At 71.9% G+C, this 24,951-nt stretch carries 25 protein-coding genes; 11 read left to right on the top strand and 14 right to left on the bottom strand.

All coding sequences use genetic code 11. The features are described from left to right. Positions 1-49: 49 nt before the first annotated feature. Both ACFVXG_RS39440 and ACFVXG_RS39435 read left to right on the top strand, forming a co-directional pair. Entirely contained in the window at positions 50-2,305 is a 2,256-nt protein-coding gene (locus tag ACFVXG_RS39440) for an MMPL family transporter (RefSeq protein WP_387934965.1), read from the top strand. Positions 2,306-2,824: 519 nt separating this feature from the next. Continuing rightward, positions 2,825-4,720, top strand: a complete 1,896-nt coding sequence (locus ACFVXG_RS39435) for a potassium transporter Kup (protein ID WP_387934963.1) — start codon at positions 2,825-2,827, stop codon at positions 4,718-4,720. Positions 4,721-4,760: 40 nt separating this feature from the next. On the opposite strand, the gene ACFVXG_RS39430 is transcribed toward ACFVXG_RS39435, so the two are convergent. Beyond that, a complete protein-coding gene (locus tag ACFVXG_RS39430) occupies positions 4,761-5,345 on the bottom strand; it encodes a hypothetical protein (protein WP_387934961.1) in 585 nt (194 codons plus the stop codon). A gap of 18 nt (positions 5,346-5,363) precedes the next feature. Further along, positions 5,364-6,803 carry a hypothetical protein gene (locus ACFVXG_RS39425; RefSeq protein ID WP_387934960.1) on the bottom strand — a complete coding sequence of 480 codons (1,440 nt, stop codon included), beginning with the start codon at positions 6,801-6,803 and terminating at the stop codon, positions 5,364-5,366. 477 nt (positions 6,804-7,280) lie between these two features. Between ACFVXG_RS39425 and ACFVXG_RS39420 the strand changes: the two genes are divergently transcribed. Continuing rightward, positions 7,281-8,063 carry a GNAT family N-acetyltransferase gene (locus ACFVXG_RS39420; RefSeq protein ID WP_387934958.1) on the top strand — a complete coding sequence of 261 codons (783 nt, stop codon included), beginning with the start codon at positions 7,281-7,283 and terminating at the stop codon, positions 8,061-8,063. 360 nt (positions 8,064-8,423) lie between these two features. Then, positions 8,424-8,567, top strand: a complete 144-nt coding sequence (locus tag ACFVXG_RS39415) for a hypothetical protein (protein WP_387934957.1) — start codon at positions 8,424-8,426, stop codon at positions 8,565-8,567. A gap of 230 nt (positions 8,568-8,797) precedes the next feature. On the opposite strand, the gene ACFVXG_RS39410 is transcribed toward ACFVXG_RS39415, so the two are convergent. Continuing rightward, the gene (locus ACFVXG_RS39410; RefSeq protein WP_387934955.1) at positions 8,798-9,241 is read right to left on the bottom strand and encodes a GDP-mannose 4,6-dehydratase; all 444 of its coding nucleotides are present in this window, start codon (positions 9,239-9,241) and stop codon (positions 8,798-8,800) included. Between the two features lie 262 nt (positions 9,242-9,503). Here ACFVXG_RS39410 and ACFVXG_RS39405 point away from each other — a divergent pair, with 262 nt between their 5' ends. Next, entirely contained in the window at positions 9,504-10,169 is a 666-nt protein-coding gene (locus ACFVXG_RS39405; RefSeq protein ID WP_387934953.1) for a hypothetical protein, read from the top strand. A 102-nt stretch (positions 10,170-10,271) separates the two neighbouring features. Here ACFVXG_RS39405 and ACFVXG_RS39400 read toward each other — a convergent pair whose 3' ends face one another. Next, the gene (locus tag ACFVXG_RS39400; protein ID WP_387934951.1) at positions 10,272-11,048 is read right to left on the bottom strand and encodes a DUF4118 domain-containing protein; all 777 of its coding nucleotides are present in this window, start codon (positions 11,046-11,048) and stop codon (positions 10,272-10,274) included. 62 nt (positions 11,049-11,110) lie between these two features. After that, positions 11,111-11,446 carry a universal stress protein gene (locus ACFVXG_RS39395; RefSeq protein ID WP_387934949.1) on the bottom strand — a complete coding sequence of 112 codons (336 nt, stop codon included), beginning with the start codon at positions 11,444-11,446 and terminating at the stop codon, positions 11,111-11,113. Positions 11,447-11,549: 103 nt separating this feature from the next. Between ACFVXG_RS39395 and ACFVXG_RS39390 the strand changes: the two genes are divergently transcribed. Next, positions 11,550-13,703: an FUSC family protein gene (locus ACFVXG_RS39390; RefSeq protein ID WP_387934947.1), complete on the top strand. Its 2,154-nt coding sequence runs from the start codon at positions 11,550-11,552 to the stop codon at positions 13,701-13,703. A 61-nt stretch (positions 13,704-13,764) separates the two neighbouring features. Here ACFVXG_RS39390 and ACFVXG_RS39385 read toward each other — a convergent pair whose 3' ends face one another. Next, the gene (locus ACFVXG_RS39385; RefSeq protein ID WP_387934945.1) at positions 13,765-13,899 is read right to left on the bottom strand and encodes a hypothetical protein; all 135 of its coding nucleotides are present in this window, start codon (positions 13,897-13,899) and stop codon (positions 13,765-13,767) included. A gap of 536 nt (positions 13,900-14,435) precedes the next feature. On the opposite strand from ACFVXG_RS39385, the gene ACFVXG_RS39380 reads away from it, so the two are divergent. The 3 genes from ACFVXG_RS39380 to ACFVXG_RS39370 all read left to right on the top strand — a co-directional run bounded on the left by ACFVXG_RS39380 (position 14,436) and on the right by ACFVXG_RS39370 (position 17,164). Further along, entirely contained in the window at positions 14,436-14,639 is a 204-nt protein-coding gene (locus ACFVXG_RS39380) for a hypothetical protein (RefSeq protein ID WP_387934943.1), read from the top strand. 687 nt (positions 14,640-15,326) lie between these two features. Continuing rightward, a complete protein-coding gene (locus ACFVXG_RS39375) occupies positions 15,327-16,337 on the top strand; it encodes a permease (protein WP_387934941.1) in 1,011 nt (336 codons plus the stop codon). Next, the gene (locus ACFVXG_RS39370; protein WP_387934939.1) at positions 16,334-17,164 is read left to right on the top strand and encodes a TIGR03943 family putative permease subunit; all 831 of its coding nucleotides are present in this window, start codon (positions 16,334-16,336) and stop codon (positions 17,162-17,164) included. Before ACFVXG_RS39375 ends, ACFVXG_RS39370 begins: the two co-directional genes overlap by 4 nt. A 167-nt stretch (positions 17,165-17,331) precedes the next feature. Here the strand turns inward: ACFVXG_RS39370 and ACFVXG_RS39365 are convergent, their stop codons facing one another. The 6 genes from ACFVXG_RS39365 to ACFVXG_RS39340 all read right to left on the bottom strand — a co-directional run bounded on the left by ACFVXG_RS39365 (position 17,332) and on the right by ACFVXG_RS39340 (position 22,570). Continuing rightward, positions 17,332-18,201, bottom strand: coding sequence for a hypothetical protein (locus ACFVXG_RS39365; protein ID WP_387934937.1), 870 nt, complete (start codon positions 18,199-18,201; stop codon positions 17,332-17,334). 198 nt (positions 18,202-18,399) lie between these two features. Next, the gene (locus ACFVXG_RS39360) at positions 18,400-18,942 is read right to left on the bottom strand and encodes a Fur family transcriptional regulator (RefSeq protein WP_387934935.1); all 543 of its coding nucleotides are present in this window, start codon (positions 18,940-18,942) and stop codon (positions 18,400-18,402) included. A gap of 5 nt (positions 18,943-18,947) precedes the next feature. Continuing rightward, complete coding sequence (locus ACFVXG_RS39355) at positions 18,948-19,781, bottom strand: metal ABC transporter permease (RefSeq protein ID WP_387934933.1); 834 nt, start codon at positions 19,779-19,781, stop codon at positions 18,948-18,950. Further along, positions 19,778-20,701, bottom strand: a complete 924-nt coding sequence (locus tag ACFVXG_RS39350) for a metal ABC transporter permease (RefSeq protein ID WP_387934931.1) — start codon at positions 20,699-20,701, stop codon at positions 19,778-19,780. The genes ACFVXG_RS39355 and ACFVXG_RS39350 overlap by 4 nt, the downstream gene beginning before the upstream one ends. Then, complete coding sequence (locus tag ACFVXG_RS39345) at positions 20,688-21,611, bottom strand: metal ABC transporter ATP-binding protein (protein ID WP_387934929.1); 924 nt, start codon at positions 21,609-21,611, stop codon at positions 20,688-20,690. Before ACFVXG_RS39345 ends, ACFVXG_RS39350 begins: the two co-directional genes overlap by 14 nt. Beyond that, entirely contained in the window at positions 21,608-22,570 is a 963-nt protein-coding gene (locus tag ACFVXG_RS39340) for a metal ABC transporter solute-binding protein, Zn/Mn family (protein ID WP_387934927.1), read from the bottom strand. The genes ACFVXG_RS39345 and ACFVXG_RS39340 overlap by 4 nt, the downstream gene beginning before the upstream one ends. Positions 22,571-22,793: 223 nt before the next feature. Between ACFVXG_RS39340 and ACFVXG_RS39335 the strand changes: the two genes are divergently transcribed. Together ACFVXG_RS39335 and ACFVXG_RS39330 are read left to right on the top strand one after the other, a co-directional pair. Next, entirely contained in the window at positions 22,794-23,129 is a 336-nt protein-coding gene (locus ACFVXG_RS39335; RefSeq protein WP_387934925.1) for an ArsR/SmtB family transcription factor, read from the top strand. After that, positions 23,129-23,785 (top strand): cation transporter, encoded by a 657-nt coding sequence (locus ACFVXG_RS39330; RefSeq protein ID WP_387934923.1) that lies wholly within the window; start codon positions 23,129-23,131, stop codon positions 23,783-23,785. Before ACFVXG_RS39335 ends, ACFVXG_RS39330 begins: the two co-directional genes overlap by 1 nt. 41 nt (positions 23,786-23,826) lie before the next feature. On the opposite strand, the gene rpmF is transcribed toward ACFVXG_RS39330, so the two are convergent. Then, on the bottom strand, positions 23,827-23,997 hold the full coding sequence (rpmF, locus tag ACFVXG_RS39325; protein WP_387934921.1) for a 50S ribosomal protein L32: 171 nt from the start codon (positions 23,995-23,997) through the stop codon (positions 23,827-23,829). Between the two features lie 27 nt (positions 23,998-24,024). Further along, the coding region (locus ACFVXG_RS39320; RefSeq protein ID WP_387934919.1) for a GTP-binding protein at positions 24,025-24,951 on the bottom strand (927 nt) is incomplete at its 5' end.

Here is a 24,951-nt window from a genome sequence, read left to right as displayed (position 1 = left end):
GTAACGCTTTGCCTGGGGGCGGGGCCCCTGACGACGTACGGAGGACCACATGTCCCAGGGACTGCGCGAGGATCGGCGGACAGCCGCCGGGGAGAGCGGGCCGCACAGACCCGGCCCGCTCGGCCGAATAGCCGGTTGGAGCTTCCGGAACCGGGGCCGCACGGTGCTGCTCTGGCTGCTCGCCGCCGGCGCGACCTTCGGCCTCTCGGCCGGCCTCGGCGGCAAGTACAGCGCCGACTACACCGCGCCCGGCTCCGACTCCAAGCAGGCCCAGCAGCTGCTGGCACGGGACTTCCCCGGGCTGGGCGGTGAAGCGATCAGCCTGGTGCTGACCTCCGACGGCAGCGTGACCGACGCCGCCACGCGCGACCGGGTCAAGGACCTGCTCGCCCGGATGGCCGAGGTGCCGCACGTCAGCGGCATCGACGACCCGTACGGCCCGCGCGGCAAGGTGTCGGCCGACGGCCGCACCGCCCTCGGCCAGATCCACCTGGACGTCGCCGTCGCCCCCGACATGCCGAAGGCGGACACCCAGCGGCTGCTCGACCTCGCCCGCCCCGTCGACGGCGGCGTGCGCGTCCACCTCGGCGGCATGACGGTCCAGCAGGCCGAGCAGGGCGCGATCGGCTCGGAGGGCATCGGCATCGCGGCCGCCGCCGTGATCCTGGTGGTCACCTTCGGCTCGGTCGTGGCCGCCGGCCTGCCGCTGCTCACCGCCCTCGGCGGGCTCGCGGTCAGCAGCGCCCTGCTGCCGGTCCTCGCCGCGATCATGCCGGTCCCGGACTGGTCGACCTCGCTCGCCGCGATGCTGGGCATCGGCGTCGGCATCGACTACGCGCTGCTGCTGGTCACCCGGTTCCGCGAGTGGCGCGCCGAGGGGCTCGAACCCGAGGCCGCCACGGTCGCCGCGCTGGACACCGCGGGCCGCGCGGTCGTGGTCGCCGGAATGACCGTGGTGGTCAGCATGCTCGGGCTGTTCGCGATGGGCCTGTCGTTCATGCGCGGCGCCGCGGTCTCGGCGATCCTCTCCGTGCTCGTCGTGATCGCCGCGTCCGCCACTCTCTTCCCCGCCCTGCTCGGCTACCTCGGCCGACACATCGAGCGCCTCCGGCTGCCCCTGCCCCAGCGCCGCGCCGCCCGGGGCGGGAGCCCGGTGGGCGCCGGCTGGCTGCGCTGGAGCAGGCTCGTCGAGCGTCACCGCGTCCTCGGTGCCGTCGTCGGGGTCGTCGTCCTGCTGGCGCTCGCGGCGCCGTTCCTCGGCGTGCGCTTCGGCTTCCCCGACGCGGGCAACGACCCCACCGGGCGCTCGAACCGGCTGGCGTACGACACGGTGGCCGCCGGCTTCGGACCAGGCAGCAACGGACCGCTGGTCCTGGTCGCCGAGTTGGCGCCGGGCACCCCCGCCGACGCGACGGCCTCGCTGCCCACCGCGCTGAAGGCGGTGCCCGGCGTCACGGCCGTGACCCCTCCGGTGCCCGGCGCCGACGGCCGATCGCTGCTGCTCACCGTCGTCCCGGACACCGGTCCGCAATCCAGCGCCACCAAGACCCTGGTCCGCGACCTCCGCGATCACGTCATCCCGGCTGCGGTCGGCCCCGGCGTCCGGGTGCACGTCGGCGGGGCGACCGCCAGCGCGATCGACAGCACCGACAACATCTCCCGCCGCATCCCGCTGCTGGTCGGCGGCGTGGTCACGGTGTCGATGCTCCTGCTCCTGGTGGCCTTCCGCAGCCTCGCCGTCGCCCTCAAGGCCGCTGTGATGAACCTGCTCTCCGTCGGCGCCGCGTACGGCGTGGTCGCCCTCGTCCTCGAAGGCGGCACCGCCGGCCGATTGATCGGCATCGACAGCCCCACCCCGCTGCCGGCCTTCGTCCCGGTGCTGACCTTCGCCGTCCTGTTCGGCCTCTCGATGGACTACGAGGTCTTCCTGGTGAGCCGGATGCGCGAGGCCTGGCTGCGCACCGACGACAACGCGGAGTCCATCGTCAGCGGACTGGCGGGCACCGCGCGGGTGATCACCGCGGCGGCGGCCATCATGGTCGCCGTGTTCGCGGCCTTCGTCCCGGCGCCCGACCTGCCGATCAAGGTCATCGGCGTCGGCATGGGGTCGGCCATCCTGATCGACGCCACGCTGGTCCGACTGCTGCTGGTACCGGCCGTGATGCACCTGCTCGGCCGCGGCAACTGGTGGCTGCCCGCCTGGCTGGACCGCCGCCTGCCCCACCTCCACGTCGAAGGACACACCGAGTTCTACCAGCCGGAGGCCGCCGCCGAGGCGCCCCGCTCCCCGGCGGTGGTCGGCTAGTACCACAGGACTTCTCCCACCATGTGGCCGCACGCCTCGGCGAGCCGGACGGCTGCCGACCCGGCCAAAGGATCGCCGATGGCGTGCGCTGTTCGGAACGTCGAACCTTACGATCACCGCTCACGGAGAAGCCACAGCCGCAGGCTTCGACCAGGCGCTCGTTGATCTCGCCGCCCAGGTAGCGGCCGCAACCGGGATCACACTTCAGCCCGAGCCGACCCGCGTCGGCCGGTGGGCCGTCAGGCCCCGATCCCTCAGTGTTCTCGCCCCCGGTGACTCGCCGCCACGTCACCGGGGGTCGCTCCATCAAGGTGACCGTGCCGGCTGACTCCGCGGATCCGGCCAGGTAGCGGCTTTCGAGAAGCTCGACGACGCGGTGCGCCTGCCCCGCTGGTTGCGCGTGCGATCATCGTCCGCACTGACGCGCCCGGGCCGCGTCGCAGCAGCTCGCACGGAGGAGGTCACCCCTTGGCCGGTCACGGCGCCGCGCGGCAGCCGACGGAGGTACGGAATCCGGGCGTGCGGAACACGGCGCGCCTCGGCCTGGTCGTGGGTGCCCTGGGGGTGGTCTTCGGCGACATCGGGACCAGTCCGATCTACACGCTCCAGACCGTGTTCAACCCGGACGACCCGCACCCCGTCCCGGTCACCACCGAGAACGTCTACGGGGTGGTGTCGCTCGTCTTCTGGTCGGTGGTGGTCATCGTGCTGGTGACCTACGTGCTGCTGGCGATGCGCGCCGACAACGAGGGCGAGGGCGGCATCATGGCGCTGATCACCCTGCTGCGGCGATGGAGTCCGTCCCAGGGCCGCAAGGCCACCGCGGTGCTGGCCGCACTGGGCATCTTCGGCGCCTCGCTGTTCTTCGGCGACAGCATGATCACCCCGGCGATCTCGGTGCTGTCGGCGGTCGAGGGGCTGAAGGTCGTGGAGTCGTCACTCGGGGGTGCGGTGGTACCGCTCACCGCAGCGATCATCGTGCTGCTGTTCCTGGTCCAGCGCCTCGGAACCGCGGCGGTGGGCCGGGTGTTCGGGCCCGTGATGATCGTCTGGTTCGCGGCCATCGGCGCGTGTGGAGTGTCCGGCATCGCCGACCACCCGCAGATCCTCAGAGCCCTGTCGCCGGGCTACGCCCTGGGCTTCCTGTTCGGCCACTTCGGCACCGCCTTCTTCGCCCTGGCCGCGGTCGTGCTCGCGGTCACCGGCGCCGAGGCGCTCTACGCCGACATGGGGCACTTCGGCCGTCGGCCGATCACCCGCGGCTGGCTGTTCCTCGTCTTCCCGGCCTGCGTGCTGAGCTACCTCGGCCAGGGCGCGCTCATCCTCAAGGACCCGCACAACACCAGCAGCCCGTTCTTCCTGCTGGCACCCGGCTGGGGACGGCTACCGATGGTCGTCCTGGCCACGGCGGCGACCGTGATCGCCTCCCAGGCCGTCATCACCGGCGCGTACTCGGTCGCCTCCCAGGCCGCCCAGCTCGGCTACCTGCCGCGGCTGCGGATCGCGTACACCTCCGAGTCGACCATGGGTCAGATCTACGTTCCCTGGATCAACTGGCTGCTGATGGTCTCGGTCCTCACCCTGGTCTTCGCCTTCCGCAGCTCCGCCGCCCTCGCGTTCGCCTTCGGCATGGCGGTCACCGGCACCATCACCATCACCACCCTGCTGTTCTTCTACGTCGCCCGCGCCCGATGGGGCACACCGATGTGGCTCATCGCGATCGGTGCGACGCTGCTGCTCGCCGTGGACCTGCTGTTCGTGGCCGCCAACGCGACCAAGCTCCTGCACGGCGCCTGGCTGCCGCTGCTGATCGGCATCACCGCGTTCACCGTCATGACGACCTGGCAGCGCGGCCGCGCGATCGTCACCGCCGAACGGGCACGGCACGAAGGCCCGCTGCGCGCGTTCGTCGACGACCTCCACAGCGGGAAGGTGCCGGCGCTCCAGGTCCCCGGCACCGCCGTCTTCCTCAACCGGGGCGACCTGACCGCACCGCTGGCCCTGCGGGCCAACGTCGAGCACAACCACGTCCGGCACGACCACGTCGTGATCCTCTCCATCGAGACCGAGACCGTGCCGCGCGTCCCCGCCGATCAGCGGATCACCGTCGACGACCTCGGCTACGCCGACGACCGGATCATCCACGTCACCGCCCGGTTCGGCTACATGGAGACACCCGATGTGCCCGCCACGCTGGCGCTGCTCGATCCGACCGAAGCCGAGGGCCCGCTGCGGCTCGACCGGACGTCCTACTTCCTGTCGAAGATCGAACTGCGCCGCGGGCGGAAACCGACGATGGCGCCCTGGCGCAAACGCCTGTTCATCGCCACCTCCTACATCACCGCCGACGCCGCCGAGTACTTCGGCCTCCCCCGCGAGCGCACCGTCATCATGGGCTCGCAGATCGAGGTGTAGGCGCACCGGTGCCGCTCACGGCCAGTCGTCGCGACGGCGGTCAGCCGGTCACCAGATAGGTCACGAGGCTGATCAGCCCGGAGACCGCCGCGAGCGCGGCAAGGCCCTTGAACAGGACCACAGCCACCCGCCACAGCGTCCGCGGCAGGCGGCGTTCGCGCCAGCGTGCCGTGTGCCGGGGTGCGGCCAGCCCGACGGCCTGCGCGATGCCGACGGGGCCGGCGAGCAGGGCGAACAGCCCGACGGAGCTGCCGAGGACCCGGACTCCGGTGTAGGCAACGCCGACCCGGTAGCAGATGTCCTCGGACTCGACGTACTGCACGGGCACCCGGGCCCCGACCCGCAGGCTGCCGTCGTACGAGGCCGGGTGTGCCACGGCGGTGGCCGAGTCCGGGGTGAAGTCGCCGAAGCAGGTGGTGTGCGCCTGCTTGCCGCTGCCTTCGGTGAGGCAGCCGGTGACCGTCAACAGGCCCGGCTGTCCGGCCAGTCGCAGCGGATAGCCGATGGTGAGCAGGCAGACGGCGGTCAGGGCAACGCCGCCCAGCATCATGGCGAGCCCCGCGAACGCCAGGACCGGCGCAGCGCACAACCGCCCGGCCCTGGTCTTCGGATCCCTCAGGTACACCGCCTCCCGCCTCCCGCGTCAGGCGAACTCGCGCAGGCGCGGCCGCACGCCCAGCGCGGTGAGGGCGAGCGCCGCCGCGAGGACCGCCGCACCGAGGCCGACGGTGGTGGCGTCGAGGTCGCCGTCGGTGGTGGCGACCGCGGCCTCGAAGGCCCGCTGGTTGATCGCCTGGGTGTCGTCGAGGGCGGCGCCGAGCACGCCGAAGTCGGCATTGGACTGGCCGGGGGTGAGGCCGGTGTCGTAGGTGACGGCCTCCTTGAGCTTGCCCTGGGCGTACAGCTCGCGGATCTTCCGGTCGTCCCGCTGGTACTGCTGGAAGGCGGCCAGCACCCGTTCCGCGGCGTCCTGCTCGCCGGCGAAGGTGATGTTGCGCAGTTCGTCGCCGAGGTACCCGCCGAACCCGACCTTGGCATGGTCGGCCCGGTGCTGGTCGGCCAGTGCGGCGAGCGCGGCGTTGTACGTGGCGAAGGTGGCACCGTCGACCCGGGCGAAGGACTGGGTCTTGTCGAGGAAGCTCTGCTCGTAGGCGGCCGTCCGGGACGGGTCGGTCAGGTACCGGCTCTCGTCCGCGTTGAGGTCGTACGCCACGGCGCGCGCCCGGCTGAGGGCGATCACCGAGTCGAAGGAGTTGCTCTTCGCCACCACCAGGTGGTGGTCCGCCCGCGAGGTCAGCGTCAGCGCGGTGACCAGGCCGACGGTGATGAGCAGGGTGGTGGCGGCCAGCGGCACGTTCACCAGCCGACGGAAGCGCACCGCCAGCAGCCGCTGCAGCAGCCCGAGCATGGCCAGGGCGATCAGACCGGTCAGCAGGATCCACCACCAGCCGCCGGCCAGGGCGCTCCGCTGGTCCGTGAAGTTGCGCTCCACCACGGCGGCGTTGGCCTTGGTCACCTCGTCGACGGCCGGCAGCAGCTGCTGACGCAGCAGGTCAGTGGCCTGCTGGTAGGCCGCGAGGGCGGCCGCGGACGGCCGTCCGGCCGGGGCGTGGGCCTGGTCCTCCAGCAGCTGGGCGCGGGCCACCAGGGCCTCGTAGCGGCCGAGTTCACCGATGACGGACTGCACGGCCCGCTGCCCGGCCTGGTCACCCGCCACTGCCTCGGTGACGCGCTGCAGGTCGGTGTCGGCCTGGGCGCGGCGCTGCTCGTAGGTGTCCAGGGTCTCCTTGCGCAGCACCGTGTAGTCCGGGTCGGCGCCGAAGAGGAGCAGGTTGGCGGCCTGGGCGTCCATGTCGTTGAGCGCGAAGTACAGGTCCGCCGAGTGCACCACCTGCGGGGCGGCCTGGTGGCCGATGACGTCCGTGCCGTCCCGGGCGCCGCCCAGGACGGCGGCGGTCACCGTTGCGGCGACGAGCAGCGCTGCCAGGCAGAGGCCGGTGAGCCCGCGCAGCAGACGCGGGGTGGTCCACCAGGCCCGGCGCTGCCAGGACCGCTTGGGCCGGTGGCGGGGGGCGCGCGGCACGGGGAGTGGTACGGCTGTCTCCGGTCGCGCCGTCTCCGACCCGACCGCTTTCCCCATGACAGCCGTACCGCCCGACGGTCCCGCTGGCATCGCCGCGCGCCCCCTCCCCTGTTCTTCACTGGCCACCGAACCTCCCCCGGAGCAACCCTCCGGGGGTCGGGATTCGGCAAACGGTCCGCCGCCAGGCCCCACGCCCGGGCAGCGAACCGTTTCCTCGCAGCTCACGCTAGGTGCGACCGAACACCCGTCCGCCCGCCCTGACGGCTCCTTGACGCCGCCGACGGCCATCTTGATGAACCATTGGCGGTGCCTCGGCGAGTGATCGTCCGTTGCTGCTCGGCGGACCCGTCGCAGGTCGGCAGGAGGGCGTGCTGACGGCCAGGCCCCACGTCAGGGTTTCGTCAGGGCCAGTCCCGTCGGCGCCAGGCTTCCGTCAACCCGGTGCACCGCGACCGACCCGGGTGAGCCACTGGTACGGTGTCCGCTACTACCGCGCTCCTGCCCTTCACCACCCTGCTGCCGTTCGAGGAGCCCGGCACCGAGGCGATCGCCGCCCACGTCGAGCGCACCGGCCACGGCAGCTGGTGGGTCGACCGGCCCGACTCCGCCCGGGTGCTCCTGGTGCACAGCGGGCCGGAGCGTCTGCTCCGCGGCGACCCGCGGCACCTCGACCCGGCGGCTCTGGCCCCGCTCGGACGCGGCCAGTTCACGGCGCCGGAGCGCTTCCTCCCGCTGCTCGGGCGGACCTTCACCCACGTCACCCCCTGGGTCCGCACGGTCTACGTCCAGCACACCGCGCCACGGCCCGTATCACCTCATATCGCCGACTGGGTACGACCGTTGACCCCTCGGGACGTGCCGCGGTTCGAGCGGTTCGCCGCCCGCTCCACGCCGCCGGGGCCGACGTCCGGCCCGCCGCACTGGCTGGCCAGGACCTGGGACGGGCACGCGGGACTGGCCGCGGGCGGCTTCGCCTGGGGCGCGTTCCTCGGCCCCTGCCTGGCAGCGGTGGCCTGCGGGTACCTCGTCGGCCGCCGGCACCTGGACATCGCCGTCGCCACCGACCCGGCGTTCCGTCGGCTGGACCTCGCCCTCGCCTGCGTGACGGCCGCCGCCGACGCCGCGCGCGCCGCGGGCCTGACCCCGACCTGGGCCGCCTCCCGGGTCAACCTGGCGAGCCGGGCCCTGGCCGTGGCCGCCGGCTTCCGCCCGGTCCGCGACGAGGTCGTGTACTGGACCGGCCCCGCCCTCACCCGCTGAGGGATCGCCCCGACCGACTGTCGGCTGTCGCCAAGGAGCCGCCAAGAGCGGCTCCCCGGGCGTCATGGTTCTGTCAGCGGCCGCCCGCCCGACGCGGGCCCGGTGGTCACCGTCCGTCCGTCGGACCTGCTGCGCAGCCTGGAGCTCGCCACCCGGTGCGGCGCGCCGATCCCCCTCGCCGCAGGGGCACACCGGGCCGCCTGACCGGGGCTTGCCGCCACGGCCCGACGGAGACCGAACCCGCCCGGCCCGCAGTCGGCCGAGGTCGAGCAGGTTCGAAACCATGAGTGATAGCCCGATGACGGTTGGTCATGGCAGGATCGGTGCGGGTCGGCACCGTGTCGACCGGAAGGAGGAGACATGGCCGAGGACAGCAAGGCGACGGAGTCCGCCAAGGGCAAGACTCCGTCCGGCAGTTACGCGGGCACGGAGATCAAGATCGACGGCGAGGACCACATCATCATTCGGGAGGACGAGGTCCCGGTGGCCACCGACACCGAGTGATGCACCCGGCGTCCCGGTCAGCCGGGACGCCGGGAGCCTGGTCACTCGATGAAGCCCTCGACCACCTTGGGCGGCCAGACGCCGACCTTGAGCGGGAGAACGCGATGCTGCGCCGCCACGTCTCCGGCCTGGCGAGCCCGGCGCGGGCATCGCGCCGGCCATCCTGTGGCTCTCCCGTCCGCCGCAGGCGTGAAGTGAGGGGGCGTCCGGTTCGGCCGCCCCCTGCCCGGTCACGCCGCTCGACTCACCAGCGCCCAGTCGACGGCGAGGTACTCCTCCCCGTCCGGCCCCAGGCACTCGAAGGCGATCCGGGCCGCATCCCGCACCGAGTGCATCCGGCCGGTGCCGATGGCGTAGTCGCCGGAGGGCCGGTTGATGCCGCTGACGATCCGGATGGCCTCCAGCACCCCGGTGTCATTGACCTCGGTGACCAGTTCCGGCTGCCGCCAGGACATCGGCACGAAGGAGATCGCCCCGGGGTGGTACACCTCCTCGGGCTGGATCGCGTCGACCGCCGAGACCGGGCTGCTCCGGTCCATCAGGTCGCCGTCGACGAAGCGCAGTTCGGGGATCAGCCGGCTGATCCGGTCCTTGCGCTGATCGGCCTGTCCCCAGCTGAGCCCCAGACCTCGTACCCCGGGGAGATCAGAATCTCGGCCAGGTCCTTCAGCCACTCCTCGCGGGCCGCTCCCGACGCCCAGCCGGCGAAGCAGAGGCGCGGCTAAGGAATGTCCGAGACTTCCGGTCGAGCCCGCCGCCCCCAGGGTTCGATGCGGAATTGACGGTTCCCTGACTCGCCCAACTGGTGGGACTGGTGTGACGATTGGGGCGCGCCGGCCGATTCCGGCGCGACATCACATGGGGGTCAAATTGAAGAGTGTTGTCAGGCGCGCCTCTCTCGGCGGAGTCGCACTGATCGCGGCCACCGGCCTGCTGATGACGATCTCTCCGGCGGCCTCGGCCGCCCCGGCGAGCTCGCAGCAGGTGCAGGTCGACCCGAAGGCGCAGCACGGGACGGCGACGGGCAGCCGCCTTCCCAGCAGCGAGCTCGCTCCGCAGTCCAGCCCGCTGCACCTGCTCAACGGCTACGTCACCTTCTCCACGTCCGGGTACTCCATCGACGCTCCCGCGTCGGTGCTGACGAAGGTGCCGGCGGCGCAGCTCGCACAGCTGCGGTCGTACGTGGCGGACGTGAACGCCAACATCAGGAGCGGGAAGCTCGAAATGTCGCCGGACGGCGTGGCGGTGCCCACCGACGCGCTGGCGGGTGAGGTCGGGCAGCCGACCGGCCGGCCCGGCCACCCGAGCCCGAACGCCACCTGGCGCGGCGGTCACGGCTACATCAAGACGCACTGGTACGGCGTCGAGGTCGGCCTGGACTCCTGGCTGACCAACAAGGTCGAGGGCGGCTTCTGGACCGGTGCCGGGATCTCCGGCCTGGTGGCCGCGCTGGGCGGCGGTCCGTACGCCGGAGCCGTCGCCGCCGCGCTCGGCGTCATCGCCGGCGGGATCCAGGTCTGCCAGCACCAGAACAGCTGGACCTACATCTACTGGCTCGGCACCATCGGGGCGGGCGGCTTCGTCTGCAACCCCTTCGGGTAACAGTCCGGGCCGGACGACGGGGAGATGACCGATCACGGTGGCGCCCGGCCGGTCAGGCCGGGCGCCTCCGTGCCAACGGAGCACTCATGCCCCGGGCGACCGTCAGGCCGCCGTCACGTGGCCCGCGCTGGTCTCCAGCGCGGCACCGGCCTGGTCGGCCAGGGTGACGGCGACAAGGAGGGACTGGCGGTCCGGGATGCTGCCGGGGGCGGGGGTGAGCATGAAGCGGCCGACGTACTTCCCGCTGGCGAACACCCGCAGCTCCACGTCCTCGGCGGGCAGGCCCAGCTCCTCGGTCGGCCAGGGCTTGCGGCCGACGACGACGGAGCCGTCGTGTTCCAGGCGCGGCGGGTGGCCGATCAGGGAGCCGTACTCGAACCGGCAGGCCCGCAGACCGAGGAGGTCGACGAGCTCTGCCCGGACGTGGTCCATGACAGCCGGGGCGGGCTTGGAACGGGCCAGCACGGCCGCGTCGTGGATCCGCGTGAGGTGGCCGGCGTCGGTGACCGCGATGACCTCGAACCGCCGGGCCCGGGCAGCGAGTTGGGAGACCGCGAAGCCGACCGCGAGCAGCAGCACCGCCGTCGTGATGTCGGACGAGTCGCTGATGCTGAACCGCTCGTAGGGGCGGGTGAAGAAGAAGTCGAACCACGCGGCGGCGCTCAGCGCGGCCACGGCACCCGCCAGCCGGTGCCACACGGCCGCCACCGCCACCACCGCGACCACCAGCAGCAGGGCGACGTTGGTGTTGGCCAGGTGCCCGCGCGCCGGCAGCAGCACCGCGCCCAGCGCGAGCGGCACCACCACGGCCACCACCAGCGAGAGCGGTCCCGCCATCAGGCGCCGAAACTCGTGAACGTACCGAACGAACCGGGGCATCACGCACCTCCTCCCTTCCGGTGTAGCAGCCCGTGGACCGGACGCAAGCGCCCGGAGAGGCCTTAACGCGATCCTTGCGGCCCGTCGCCGTGGTGGTGGCCGCCCGCGGCGGACTCGTGGGTGACCATGTGGACGTCGATGTCGCCGGACAGGTCGACGGTGGTCTCGCCGATGCCGGGGCCGGGGCCGGCGAGGAAGCGGTTGAGCCGGCCGCGGCGGCTGGCGCCGAGGACGAGCTGGGTGGCGTCGCGCTCCCGGGCGAAGCGCAGCAGCGTACGGGGGACGTCCTCACCGAGCACCCGGTGGGGGGTTCGGCCCAGGCTCTCCACCAACTCCCGCTGCCAGTCCAGCAGTTCGGAGTCGGCACCGGAGAGGCCACCCTCGCGCGCCACGTGCACGGCGAGGAGGTCCCCACCCCCGGTGCGGGCGGACCGAGGAGGGTCGGCGGGCTTGTCGGGGGCATGGCCAGCGGACGATCACCATCCGCTTAGACTGACCGCCATGCCCTGGCTCGCCTCGCTCCGTGACACCGCCCGCACCGGGCTGCACCTGGACCGGACCCTCACCAACCCGAAGCGCGCGCTGCGCGGCGCGATCGCGGTGGCCCTGGTCCTGCTCCCCACGCTGGCGCTGGCCGGTCCGCAGCTCGCCACCTCGGCGGCGATGGGTGCCTTCATCGCCGGAACCGCCACCTTCCAGCGCAGTTTCCGGCCCCGCCCCTCGCTCGCCGTCGCGGCGGGGATCGGCCTGGGCACCAGCACCCTCATCGGCTACCTGGCCATCTCCGTCCCCGGCCTGTTCCCGGTGGTACTCGCCGTCTGGGCGCTGCTGGCCGGGCTGGCGTGGGCGGTCGGCGTGACCGCGGGCGTGGTCGCGGCCACCACGGTGTCGGTGATGCTGGTGGTCGTCCAGTTGCCGGTCAGCGTGCCGACCGCGCTCGGGCACGGCCTGCTGTGCGCGGCCGGCGGCGCCGTCCAGGCGCTGCTGATCACCCTGTGGCCGATCGACAGCTGGCGGGCGCAGCGCGACGCACTCGCCGACGCGTACACCTCCCTCGCCGACCACGCGCGTCAGCTGCGCGAGGACCCGGCCGCGCCCGCGGACCCGGAGCCGTTGATGACGGCCCGGCACGCGTCCGAGCTGACCCCCTGGCAGGAGCGCCACCGGCCGGCCGAGCTGCACGGACTGCGCGGTCTCGCCGAACAGGTGCGGCCCGTACTGACCGCGATCGCGGACCCCCGGATCGGGGCGCCCGCCGAGGGGCCGGAACTGGACCGGGCCCGGGAACTGCTGGCCGCGGCCGCCGAGGTGCTGGACGCGCTGGCCGCGGCGATCCGCTCGGGCGAGCCGCTGCACCTGCCGCGCTCCGCGCCGTCGCTCACACTGGCCCCGCGGACCGAGGAGCCGATGCTGCACGGGCCCGCCCGGGCGGCGGCGGCCCGGCTGACCTCGCTGCTCGGCCAGGCCGTGGACGTCCTCGACCGCGCCTCCCCCGACGCCCTCGGCACACCGGTGACCGATGCCGGGAGCGCGCTGTCGCGGCCCTCGCTGTTCGGCATGGCGGCTCCGGTGCTGAGCGCGGTACGACGCCAGATCCGCCCCGGATCGACGGTGCTTCGGCACGCGGTACGGCTGGCGACCGTGGTCACGGTGGCCGACCTGGTGGGACGCCTGACCGGGCTCCACCACGGTTACTGGGCAGCGCTGACGGCCGCGATGGTGATCCGTCCGGACTTCGCGCAGACCTTCAGCCGGGGCGTGGCCCGGCTTGCGGGGACGGTGGTCGGAGTGGCGCTCGCCACCGCGGTGGTCCTGGTGCTGAACCCCGGTGCGTGGCTGTCGGCGGTGCTCGCGGTGCTCTGCGTCTGCGGGGCCTACCTCACCAACCGCACCGGCTACGCGCTGATGACGGCGTGCGTGTCGGGGTACGTGGTCTTCCTGCTCGGCCTGGTGCAGCCGGGGAACTCCTTGGCCACCGCCGTCGAGCGGGTCGGCCTGACGCTCGTCGGCGGTGTGGTGGCCCTGCTGACCTACGCGCTCTTCCCCAGTTGGGAATCGGCACGGCTGGGCGAGCGGCTGGCCGAATGGATCGCCGCAGCCGGGCGCTACGGAGCCGCCGTGCTGGCCGTGTACGGGGACCCGGCCGCACACAGCGACCGGGAGGTGCGCACGGCGCTGCTGGACTCCCGGGAGGCGCGTTCGGAGTTCCTGCAGGCGATGCAGCGGGCCGAGGTGGAGCCGGTGCCCGAGTCGATGCGCAAGCTGTCGCACAAGCAGGTGGAGAAGGCGCGGACCGCGGTCGGGCTGCTCAGCAGAGTGGGCCTGCTGCTGGAGGCCCACGTGCCCGCGAAGGACGCCGCGCCGGTGCCGGGAGCCGAGGCGTTCGCGACCTCCCTCGCCGAGGCGACCGCAGGCGCGGCGGCGGCGATCCTGGACGGTCGTCCGGTGGACTTCAGCGGGCTGCGGGCCGAACAGCGGGCTTGGGAACGGCGGCTGCGCGAGTCGCACGAAGCGGTGGCCGCCGGGGATCCGAGCGAGCAGGTCGAGGTCGTCCGCGCCGCGACGCGCCTGCTGATGCAGGCGCTGGACGACCTCGAACGGGCGGTGCGGCGCAGCAAGGCGCCGAGCCCGCGGGTGCCCGAGCCGGTCCCGTGATCGGGCGCGGACCACGGGGGCCCGCGGGTGACGGCTCACACGGGTCGAGGCTCCGCCACGGCTACTGGTCGACGGCCACTCCCAGGGCTGAGCCGCCGGCCGCCCACGGCATCTGGTGCGGGGAGAAGTTGGGCAGTGCCCTGCTCGGCTCGTAGCGACGCTGCCACACCGGGGTGGAGGTGGGAACCCAGTTCACACACTCGAACTATCCGACCGCGACCGGACACTACGCGAGGAGGACGACGGAACCGCATCCCCCTGCACCCGATTTGACGAAATCCACGCGCCAGCCATCGCACCAGCCCCCGCTCAATCGTCCCGCAGAGGTGGGGACAAGAACGTGTCAAGACTCGGAGCCCGTGCGTACGGAGTCCGTCAAGATACTCGGCAGCGGAAACCAGGTGGAGGCGAAGTCGGCACCTGCGCCGTGGTGGCGCGGGCGACACACAGCGGCGGCCGAGGCAGCACCGCGCCTGGGACATCCGATTCCCGCGACTGAGCTGTAAAGGCAGTCGACGGAGGAGCAGGCTGCCCCCGGTGACCACGTCACGAGCACGGAGCCGGGACGCTCCTCACCGTGCAGTCCAGGCACCTTGAGCTGCTCGCGCGAGGGGATCACGGCAGTGGCGGGCCTTGGGTTCGGACCGGCACGGCATGGGGTGTTCGCCGTCCTCGGAGAACGCCCCATGCCGCGGGTGCTGCGGGGCGGGTGGGGGTCAGCGGACGACGTCGATGAAGCTCATCATGCCGTGGTCCTCGTGGGCGGCGATGTGGCAGTGGAACTTCATCGTCCGATCCGGTCCGGAGATCGTACTGGCACGGAACGCCGGAGAGAAGGGCTCCCTGTTCGGCGAGGTACACGGCTACGACTGCGCCCACCTGCGTGCTCCGGAGGTCGTCCCCATGCTGCTGTTCACACGAGGGAGAGCGGACTGACCTGCAGAAACGCTTGGCAGTGAAGGCGCACATTCCCCGCTGGCCGCCACACTGGGGTGGACTGCCGCCCCGGTGACCCAGCAGTGTGGCCAGCCTCTCGACGGACCCGAACCGAAGATCTGCGCAGTCTCACGTCTGGACGTGTGTGACAGCGTTCAATCGGATCGATGCTGACTATTTGCTGACTCTTCTGATGGATCATCAGAACTGTGCTTGCATGGAGGGTGTCGTACCCCTCGGGCAGTTCACGGGTGATGAACTCGTCCGCCGCAGCGGGTTCGGCCGCGGCCCGGATTTCGACATCGGTCGCGTCGGGGCGGGCGAGCCGGATGTTCTCGGCAACGGCGCCGGTCGCCGGGCGCGGTTCCCGGAAGGGTGCCCGCCAGCAGGACGGCCCCGCAATGACCACCGGGCCGGACGAGGGGCGAACACCCGGCGCCCGCGCCGACGCTACGCCAGGGAGCTGCCAGAGGCGCCGGTGTCGCCGAAGGCTTCCGACAGCCCGCGCGGGGCACCCCGCCGGGAGTTCGGCACACTCCGTGGATGCAGGGTATCCACGGAGTGCCGGGGATGGAAGGTCTAGATGAAGATGATTATCACCGCTACTCTGTCTCCGCTCCCCCACTTGACGGTGAGCAGACAGGCATCGCCGCGGATCGGCGGCGAGCGGGCTGAGGGGCGGACACCATGGTGGAGACGAGTCTCGGCAGCGCCCGGCACCTCCCGGCGGCACCGGCGGAGACCCCGCGCCGCTGGAGGCCCGCGCTGCTGTTCGGGGCAGTGGCGGCGGCTGTGGCGACGGCCGCCCTGGTACGGGTGTGGGACGTGGGCGGCGTGCAGACATGGCGGACGGTCATGGTCGCCATCGTGGTGCAGGGCGTGCCGTTCCTGGTGCTGGGCACCGTGGTCTCGGCCGCGATCGGGGCGTTCGTCCCGGAGCGGGTGTTCATCCGGGTACTGCCGCGCAACCCGGCGCTCGCCGTACCGGTGGCCGGACTGGCCGGCGCCGTACTGCCGGGCTGCGAGTGCGCTTCCGTCCCGGTAGCCGGCAGTCTGATGAGACGTGGGGTGGCCCCGGCCGCAGCCCTGGCATTCCTGCTCTCCGCACCCGCCGTCAACCCGGTGGTACTGGTCGCCACCGCGATCGCCTTCCCCGGCAAGCCGGAGATGGTGCTGGCCCGTCTGGTGGCCTCGCTGCTCACGGCGGTCGTGATGGGCTGGCTCTGGGTGGCGTTCGGCCGGCCCGAGTGGTTGCGGCTGCCCAAGGGCCCGACCGGTCACGGCGGGGGCGCGCGCAACCCGCTGGAGGAGTTTCGGCGCGGCCTCCAGCACGACTTCCTGAACGCCGGCGGCTTCCTGGTGGTCGGTGCCGCGGCAGCCGCCACCTTCAACGTGCTCGTCCCACCGTCAGCGCTGCGGCTCTTCGCAGACGAACCCTGGCTGGGCGTACCGGCGTTGGCCTGCCTCGCCGTGGTGCTCGCGGTCTGCTCCGAGGCGGACGCCTTCGTCGCCGCCTCGCTCACCGGCTTCTCCCCCACCGCGCGGCTCGCCTTCATGGTCGTCGGTCCGATGGTCGACCTCAAGCTCATCGCCCTCCAGTCGGGCGCCTTCGGGCGGGGGTTCGCCGTCCGATTCTCCTCCGCGACCTTCGCGGTCGCCGTCCTCGCCAGCATCCTGATCGGAGGGGTCCTGCTGTGAAGACCACCGTCCGGGGCCTCGCCCCGTCCCTGCTCGTCGCCCTGGTCGGCGCGGCGCTGCTGCGGGTCACCGTCGGCAGCGATGTGTTTCTGCAGTACGTGAAGGAGGGCCTGCGCCTCCCGTTGATCGCCTCGGGGATCATCCTGGTAGGGCTTGGGATCGCGGGTGTGCTAGGGAGGTTGACAAAGCGCCGGCAGGAGCCGGTGATGAGCTTCGGCCGCGACGCCGAGGGCAACGCGGTCTGGCACCGGCCCACCGACCACGACGCACACGGGCACGATCATGGGCACGGTCCGAGGGTGGCGTGGCTGCTGACCGTCCCCGCCGTCCTGCTGCTCTGCCTCGCCCCGCCCCCTCTCGGCTCGTTCAGCGCGAACCGGGACGGCACGGACGCCGTCGTCGAGCAGACCGATTACACCCCCCTGGCAGCGCCGCCGGCCCCGGGCCCGTCCGGGACCACCTCCGACCCCTGGGCCGGTGTGATCACCCCGATGTCGCTCACCGAGTTCATCGGCCGCAGCCACAACCCGGAGCGGAGCCTGGAGGGCCGCAAGGTCCGTCTCACCGGCTTCGTCTCCCCCGGCACGCAGCCCGGCGAGTGGTACCTCAACCGGCTGGTCGTCAGCTGCTGCGCGGCAGACGCCCGCCGCCTGCGCGTCCTGGTACACGCCGACGATCCGGCCCCCGCCACCGACAGCTGGGTGGACCTCACCGGCACCTGGAAGCCCACCCCCGACGCCCCCGCCACCGCCGCGCCACGCATCGACGTCTCCGAGCAGCACACCGTCCCCCAGCCGCACGCCCCGTACCGGGACACGCCCCCCTAGGACGTAACCGCCACCCGGCGCAGGCGTCGCCGCGGGCCTTGCCAGCCGGGGAACCAGCCCTCGGGCGCCTCCGCGTGCCAACCCGCCTCGCCCGCAAGGCCGTCCGTGCCTGCACCGGCACGGCATCGACACCCTCATCGTGGTCGGCGGCGTCGCAGCCACTTCCTTTACCCGGGCCCTCTCTGAACAGCGCCGCGCCGCTGCCAGCATCGCCCTCCGGGGACCTCGGCGTTCGTCATGGCCGGTGGGCCGAGATCCGGTGCGGTGCGGAGGAAGTGCCCGTGCAGGAGGTACAACTCGTACACCGCGAACGACGGGTGTATTCCGCGGGCGGACAGGCCACGGTACAGGTGGTACATCGGTGCGAGGTCCTCGTTGCTGAATCCCTTCTCGGGCCCGAGGTTCGTCAGTGCGTCAACGGTCTCGACAACGGTGAGCGCCTGCGGGGTCAGTGCGCCGAACTCCGCGATGGTTGCGCTCAGGTCGAGCCCGCTCGGCGCCAGCCTGGGAACGTAAGGCTCGGGATGGAGTGGCAGCGGCGCCTTGCTCGGCTGCTCGGCGTTCCGCCGGGCGATTCCCCTGTTCGTGGCCCGGACCTTCGCGAGACGCCTTCGAGCTGCCCGGCGGTCCCTGACGAGGCGCTGGTTGGAGTCCTGGATGTTCTCGTGCATCTTGATGTGTTGATGCAGCGTGTCCTGAGCAAGGCGGACCAGAGCGTCCTGGCCGCCGTAGTGGAGGTAGAGCGCTCGGAGGAATGCCTCAACCAGGCATCGCCCGAGTATCCGGACGGTCAGCTCGGCTCTGCTGCCGGCGGCCTGGGCAAGCTCCCCAAGGAGCAGACAGCAGTGGCGCAGCGAAGCCGCCTCGTAGAGCCTGAGCTTCACCGTCGCCGATCCGGTGTCGAGCATCGCCCACCGGTTGGAGGACAGCGCGACGTCGACCTCGCGGAGCAGTCCGGCCGTGCCTTCGGAGAGTTCATGCGTGGTGGGCTCGGCCCGGCGGTCGCCGAAGTCGGGAAGTCCGCTCGGATTCGCCATCTGCCGTCCTCCCGTGCCGTCATGCTCCTGGAGGAATCATCGGTCAGCCGGCCGAATCAGCAAGTGAATTGTCTGTCGGGGCGATCGAGCCGGGCGCTGGCCTCACTGCTACGGCGTCCTTGACCACGAGGAAGTAGACCACAGCACCGGTGCAGCTGGGGTGAGAACGGCCCAGGCGGCTCCGCTCGGTCCGGGAGTTCAGTGGTCGGCCCGCTCCGTAGTGCAGCCGGTGCAGGTCCCGACGAGCTCCACGGTGTGCTGGACGTCGGCGAAGCCGGAGGTTCGGGCGATGTGGTCGGCCCAGGTCTCGACCGGGTCCGCGTCCACCGGGATGCTGATCCCGCACTGACGGCAGAGCAGGTAGTGGCGGTGGTCATCGTCGGGGCGGTAGCGGAAGAGCCGCTCGCCGTTGGCGTCGCGGAGCACCTCGGCGCGGCCGACCGCGACGAGTGCAGTAAGGGTGCGGTAGACGGTGCTCAAACCCACGCGCGAGCCGGCCGCGAGCAGCCCGACATGGAGCAGCTGGGCGCTGATGAACTCCTGGCAGTGGGCCAGGGCTTGCAGGACTTCGGTGCGCTGTCGCGTCGGCCTCCCGATCAGTTCGACCTCACCTGGAGGCGCCGATGGCGCGGCGTCGGCAGTGCGGCATCCTGGCCAGGCGGCGGTGCCTTCGCTGCGGTCGAACGCCGCCGCGAGGGCGGAGGCCCGTGTGCCGTTCGTGTTGTTCCCCCGTTGCGGCATGGTGGTCAGGCCGCTGCCGGGAGGGCCGTGCGACGGGGGCGGATCAGGAAGGTCGCGGCGTAGACCGCGCTGGCGGTGGCCATGATGGCGAAGCTCGGCGGGAGTTCGGGGGCCTCGGCGCTGAGCAGGAGGCCGCCCCACATTTCGGCGACTGCGAGGCCGGCGGAGAGTGCGAGGGCGTGGAAGGGACGGTCGGTGAGGCGGATCGCGGCGCCGGCCGGGGCGGCGAGGAGGCCGAGCAGCAGCAGGGAGCCGACCGCCTGGGTGGCTTCGGCGGCGGTGGCACCGACCAGGGCGAGGAAGCCGAAGCCGAGCAGCCGTACGGGCACGCCGCGGGCGGCTGCGACGGCCTCGTCCAGGGTGGCGAAGAGCAGCGGGCGGGCGATCAGCAGCAGCACGACGCTGATCGCGGCGGCGATCAGGACTGCGAGCTGGGTCTGGCCGGTGCTAAGCCCGAAGATCGAGCCGAACAGGACGGTCGTTCCGGCGCCGCCCTGGGCTCCGCTGCGGGAGGTGGTGTAGACGGTGAGGAAGAAGGCGCCGAGACCCAGGATCCAGGCGAAGACGCTGCCGATCGCCACGTCGTCGGGACGGCCCCGGCGGCCGATGCCGGCCATGAGCAGGCCGACGCCGATGGTGGCGGCGAAGAGCCCGAGCCGCAGGTCGTAGCCGCCGGCCAGGGCGGCCATCGCGCCGGTGAAGGCGACGTGGCTGAGTGCGTCGCCGGTGAAGATCTGGGCGCGCAGGACGAGGAAGTAGCCGACCAGGCCAGCCGCGAGCGCGATCGCGGTACCGGCCAGCAACGCGTGCTGGAAGAAGGGCTGGGTGAGCACGTTCATGCCGTACCTCCGATCGAGAGCGGTGTCCGGCCGCGGGAGCGGGACCGGCCGAGCACCTCGTGCAGAGCACGGCCGAGGTGGGCCAGGACGTAGCCGGTGAAGGCGATGGTGGTCACGAAGAAGCCGAGCGGGTAGGGCTGGTAGTAAGCGGCGATCAGGCCCAGCCAGCAGGAGGCGAATCCGATCAGCACGGCGAGCGCCAGGCTACGGCCCGGTCGGGAGGTGAGCTTCTGGGCGGTGGCGGCGGGTATCACCATCAGCGCGAAGACCAGGAGCGTGCCGGTGATCTGGCTGGCTTCGGCGGTCGCCGCCCCGAGGAGGACGAGGAACACGGTGGACAGCAGGCGTACGGGTACTCCGCGTCCGGCGGCGACCTCGGGGTCGACGGTGGCGAAGAGCAGCGGGCGTCCGATCACCGCCAGGACGGCGAGGACGAGCGCGCCGACGATCGCCAGCAGCGTCACCTGGCCGGTGGTGATGCCGAGGAAGCTGCCGAAGAGCAGAGCGGTGGGCCCTTCCAGGAGTCCCTTGTACAGACTGATGAACAGGTAGCCGCAGGCGAGTGCGAAGGCCTGCACGGTCCCGGTGACGGCGGACTCCTCCGCGCCGGCGTCCCGGCCCTTGCGCCCGAGCGCGGCGATCACCAGGGCGGCGGCCACGCAGAAGCCGAAGTAGCCCAGGCTGGTGCTCACGCCGATCAGGATCGCCAGCGAGGCGCCGGGGAAGGCGGCGACGGACAGGGTGTGTCCGGCGAAGGTCTGCCGCCGCAGCACCATGAACCAGCCCACCACCGCGCAGACCACGGAGACGATCGCGCCGGCCCGGAAGGCGTTGACCATGAACGGATACGCCCACATCTCCTGGAAGTCAGCGAGGAGGTTCCAGGAGAAGGCGGGCGATGAGGCGTCAGCCAGAAACATGGCCACCTCCCGCGCCGGGCTCGGAGTGTCGGTCGCTGTGCAGCGCCGGCGCCTCGGGCTGGCCGACGACCACCAGCCGCCCGTCCGAGGTGCGCAACACCTCGATGGGCGTGCGGTAGAGGCGGGTCAGCGTCTCGGAGGTGATCACCTCAGCGGGCGTGCCGGCGACGGCGCCGCCCTCGGCGATGTAGACCACCCGGTCCAGGTGGTGGAGGATCGGGTTCACATCGTGGGCGACCATCACCACGGACACGCCCTCCTGGTGGCAGATCCGGCCGAGGAGTGCGGCGATGGCGCTCTGGTTGGGCAGGTCGAGGCTGTCCAGCGGCTCGTCCAGGAGCAGCAGGCGCGGGCGCCGTATCAGCGCCTGGGCGATCAGCAGCCGCTGCTGCTCGCCGCCCGAGCACTGCCCGATCGGCCGGTGCGCGTACGCGCTCGCGCCGACCAGCTCGACGACCTCTGCGACGCGGTCGCGGGCAGACCTGCGCTTGGCCCGGCCCAGGCCCGGGACGGGGATCCCCCACCGGTCCCCGTCCAGGCCCATCCGCACCACGTCCACCCCGCGGATGCGCACGCTCGCGTCGAAACTGCGCCGCTGCGGCAGGTACCCCACGGCCGAGCTGCGCGCGCCGGGCGTGCCGCCGAGCACCCGCACCTCACCGGCCGCCGCCGGAAGGATCCCCAGCAGGACCTTGACCAGGGTGGACTTGCCGACCCCGTTGGGGCCGAGGACGGCGGTGAACTCCCCGGCCCCGATGGTCAGATCGACACCCGACCAGAGGCTCCGCCCGCCGACGCGCACGGCTGCGCCGCGCAGCGACAGCACCGGCTCGGCGCCTGACTCGGACCCAGTTGATCGAATGCTGGGGCCCATGGTCGTACGGACCTCTTCGGTCGGGTGGATGCTCACTTGCCGGTCGCCGCCTTCAGCGCGTCCGCGATGCCCTGCAGCTGCTGGGTCTGCCAGTCCTGGAAGCTGGCGTTCGCGGGGGCGAGGGTCTCGGTGACCTGGGCCACCGGGATGCCCTGCTTCTTGGCCGCGTCGACCTGGGCCACCACATCGGGATTGGAGTTCTGGCTGTTGTACACGTAGATCTTGATCTGCTTGCCGGAGATCTGCTGGTCGATGGCCGCCTTGTCGGCGGCGGTCGGGTCGGTGCCCTCGCTCTCCGCGTCGAGGAAGGTCTCCGGGGTGAGCATCTTCAGGCCCACGCTATCGGCGAGCGGGGTGACGATCGACTCGGAGGCGCCGATCGGGGTGTCCGCGTACTTCGCCTTGATGTCGGCTTCCAGCTTGTTGTACGTGGCCAGGGTCTGGGTGGTGAAGGTCTTCTCCTGGCTGTCGAAGTAGGCCGCGTCGGCCGGGTCCAGCTTCTTGTAGTCGGCCGTGATCCGGTCGATGACCTTGGTGACGCTCTCGGCCGAGTACCACTGGTGCGGGTTGTCGCCCTCCTTCTTCCCCACCAGGTCACCGACCTTCAGCGCCGTCCGGTTCGGTCCCGGGTTCGCGGCGAGGAGCTTTTCCGACCACGCGTCGTAGCCGATCCCGTTGGTGATCACGTAGTCCGCGCCCGCGATGGTCCGCCCGTCGGCGGCGGTCGGCTCGTAGGAGTGCGGGTCGGTGTCCGGGTTGGTGATGATGCTGGTCACCTTGACGTGGTCACCGCCGAGCTGGGTGGCGATGCTGCCCCAGAAGTTCTCCGCCGCTACCACCTGGATGGTCTTGGAGCCGGCCGTGCTGGACGGACTCGTCTTCGCCGGCGAGGAGGTCGAGCAGGCGCTGGTGGCCGCGAGGGCGGCGACAGCCGCGACGCTCAGGGAGAGGCGGGCGGGGTGTCTGCAGATGGAGCGGGGCAGAACGACGCGCATGGCGTGGGTACTCCTTGAGGCTGTTACTCATCACGAGCGTGCGGACCCCCTGGGGAAGGGCCCGTCTCCCGTCTCGGCTGGACGTCTCCCACGCTAGTCGGAAACGATTTTCAGAACCAGGCTGTTTTACTTTGAGATGAAAATCATTGCCGAACTTTGACTGGCCCTCACACATAGTTCATAGATCTATGAATTCAGAGATGCATGAACTACCGTGAGGCGCATGCCAACCCTTGCCACCGACGTCGACGTGCTGGTGCGGTTCGGCCGCGCACTCGCCGACCCGATCCGCTGCCGCCTCCTGCTCACCCTGCGCGATGCCCCGGCACACCCCGCCGATCTGGCCGAGGCGCTGGGGATCTCCCGGACACGACTCTCGAACCACCTGGCCTGCCTACGCGACTGCGGCCTGGTGGTGGCCGTCCCGCTGGGGCGCCGTATCCGGTACGAGCTCGCCGACCCCCGGCTCGGCCACGCCCTGGACGACCTTCGCACCGCCGTCGTCACCGTCGACCAAGCCCGCAGCTGCCCGGACGCCGACGACCAGAAGTGCTGCTGATGCCGTCCGCAGATCGGCGCGAGGCCCTGGCCCGCCGGATACGGCTGCTGGCCGCCACCACCATCACGTACAACGTCGTCGAGGCCGTCGTCGCCATCACCGCAGGCGGCCTGGCCTCCTCTGCCGCGCTGGTCGGCTTCGGCCTGGACTCCCTCGTCGAGGTGTCCTCCGCCGCCGCCCTGGCCTGGCAGTTCTCCGCCCGCGAGCACGCCGTGCGCGAAGCACGGGAGCACATCACGTTGCGGATGATCTCACTGTCGTTCTTCGCGCTGGCCGCCTACGTGAGCAGTGACGCCGTCCTCACGCTCTACGGCGGCAGTCACCCGCAGCACTCGCTGCCTGGGCTCGTGCTGGCCGCCGCGTCCTTGGCCGTGATGCCGGTCCTCTCCGCCGCCCAGCGCCGCGCCGGACGTGAACTCGGCTCGGCCTCGGCGGTCGCCGACTCCAAACAGACGCTGCTCTGCACCTACCTCTCGGCGGTCCTGCTGGCCGGCCTGCTCGCCAACGCCGCCCTCGGCTGGTCCTGGGCCGACCCGGTCGCCGCCCTGGCGATCGCCGCGATCGCGGTCAAGGAGGGCCGACAGGCTTGGCGCGGCGAAGCCTGCTGCGGCCTCCCTGCCACCGAGGCCGACCCAGGCGACTGCGCCTGCTCCTGAAGACGCACACATCAACTACCCCGGTGAACAGGCATGGCGTCTCAGACCCCGGGAGTCAGCAGGCCACGCTCGTAGGCGCGGACCAGGTTGCGTGGCACGAGGTGCTCGCGGCCGTCGATGGTGATCGGCACCAGCTGGGGCGTGGTCGCCTTCCAGTTGGCGCGGCGGTGCCGGGTGTTGCTGCGGGACGTCTTGCGCTTGGGGACGGCCATGGCGGATTCCTCCTGGTGGGTGGATGGTTACGCGTGGGAGTGGTCGTGGTCCTGCTGGAGCGCGTACTCGTCCCAGGCGGGGAACGGGTCCTCGAACGCCGTCCAGACGTGGGGCCCGGCCGCGTGCTCGGCGTCGTCCAGCAGGCAGTGGGCGAGGGCGACGCGCAGTTCGTCCTTGCGCAGGCCGGTGCCGATGAAGACCAGCTCCTGGCCGCCGTGCACCTGCTCGTCGCCGAGACCGGTCAGCGCCGTGGCATCGGTCAGACCGGCCAGGTATGTGGGCGGGCTCATGGTGGAGCGCAGGCCGGAGGGTTCGAAGCGGGCGACCGAGCCTGCCTGGGACCACAGGCCGGTGACGGCCGGGCGGGAGGCGAGCCAGAAGAAGCCCTTCGAACGCAGTACGGTGCCGAACTCGCCCGCGTCGAGGCGCTCGCTCACCAGCTTCCAGAGCCGGCCGGGGTGGAAGGGCCGTTCGGCGCGGTAGACCAGGCTGGTGATGCCGTACTCCTCGGTCTCCGGCACGTGGTCGCCGTTGAGCTCGGCCACCCAGCCGGGGGCCTCCTGGGCCTTGGCCAGGTCGAAGAGGCCGGTGCCCAGGAGTTCGGCGGGCGGGACCCGGCCGCCGGTCGCGCGGACGATCCGCGCCGCGGGGTTGAGCCGGGCGAGCGTGGCGGCGAGCCGGTCGGCCTCCTGGGCCGTGACCAGGTCGGTCTTGTTCAGCACCAGCACGTCGGCGAACTCGACCTGATCCATCAGCAGGTCGCTGACGGTGCGTTCGTCGTCCTCGTACTGGTCGAGGCCGCGCGCGGTCAGCTCGTCGCCCCCGCGCAGCTCGGGCAGGAAGTTCACGGCGTCGACCACGGTGACCATGGTGTCCAGACGGGCCACGTCGCCCAGGGTGGCGCCGTCGTCGCGGGCGAAGGCGAAGGTGGCCGCGACGGGCATCGGCTCGGA

Origin of the sequence: Kitasatospora sp. NPDC058162, assembly GCF_042884005.1 — a bacterium.
Lineage (GTDB): Bacteria > Actinomycetota > Actinomycetes > Streptomycetales > Streptomycetaceae > Kitasatospora.
The sequence above is the reverse complement of the archived record's forward strand: the minus strand, read 5'-3'. Positions and strand labels throughout refer to the sequence as shown.

Coding starts and splice junctions, on each gene's coding strand:
- ACFVXG_RS39440 (WP_387934965.1), top strand. CDS start 50: ATGTCCCAGGGACTGCGCGAGGATCGGCGGACAGCCGCCGGGGAGAGC.
- ACFVXG_RS39415 (WP_387934957.1), top strand. CDS start 8,424: ATGGCCGAGGACAGCAAGGCGACGGAGTCCGCCAAGGGCAAGACTCCG.
- ACFVXG_RS39405 (WP_387934953.1), top strand. CDS start 9,504: ATGACGATCTCTCCGGCGGCCTCGGCCGCCCCGGCGAGCTCGCAGCAG.
- ACFVXG_RS39400 (WP_387934951.1), bottom strand. CDS start 11,048: ATGCCCCGGTTCGTTCGGTACGTTCACGAGTTTCGGCGCCTGATGGCG.
- ACFVXG_RS39390 (WP_387934947.1), top strand. CDS start 11,550: ATGCCCTGGCTCGCCTCGCTCCGTGACACCGCCCGCACCGGGCTGCAC.
- ACFVXG_RS39380 (WP_387934943.1), top strand. CDS start 14,436: ATGAAGCTCATCATGCCGTGGTCCTCGTGGGCGGCGATGTGGCAGTGG.
- ACFVXG_RS39375 (WP_387934941.1), top strand. CDS start 15,327: ATGGTGGAGACGAGTCTCGGCAGCGCCCGGCACCTCCCGGCGGCACCG.
- ACFVXG_RS39365 (WP_387934937.1), bottom strand. CDS start 18,201: ATGGCGAATCCGAGCGGACTTCCCGACTTCGGCGACCGCCGGGCCGAG.
- ACFVXG_RS39360 (WP_387934935.1), bottom strand. CDS start 18,942: ATGCCGCAACGGGGGAACAACACGAACGGCACACGGGCCTCCGCCCTC.
- ACFVXG_RS39355 (WP_387934933.1), bottom strand. CDS start 19,781: ATGAACGTGCTCACCCAGCCCTTCTTCCAGCACGCGTTGCTGGCCGGT.
- ACFVXG_RS39350 (WP_387934931.1), bottom strand. CDS start 20,701: ATGTTTCTGGCTGACGCCTCATCGCCCGCCTTCTCCTGGAACCTCCTC.
- ACFVXG_RS39340 (WP_387934927.1), bottom strand. CDS start 22,570: ATGCGCGTCGTTCTGCCCCGCTCCATCTGCAGACACCCCGCCCGCCTC.
- ACFVXG_RS39335 (WP_387934925.1), top strand. CDS start 22,794: ATGCCAACCCTTGCCACCGACGTCGACGTGCTGGTGCGGTTCGGCCGC.
- ACFVXG_RS39330 (WP_387934923.1), top strand. CDS start 23,129: ATGCCGTCCGCAGATCGGCGCGAGGCCCTGGCCCGCCGGATACGGCTG.
- rpmF (WP_387934921.1), bottom strand. CDS start 23,997: ATGGCCGTCCCCAAGCGCAAGACGTCCCGCAGCAACACCCGGCACCGC.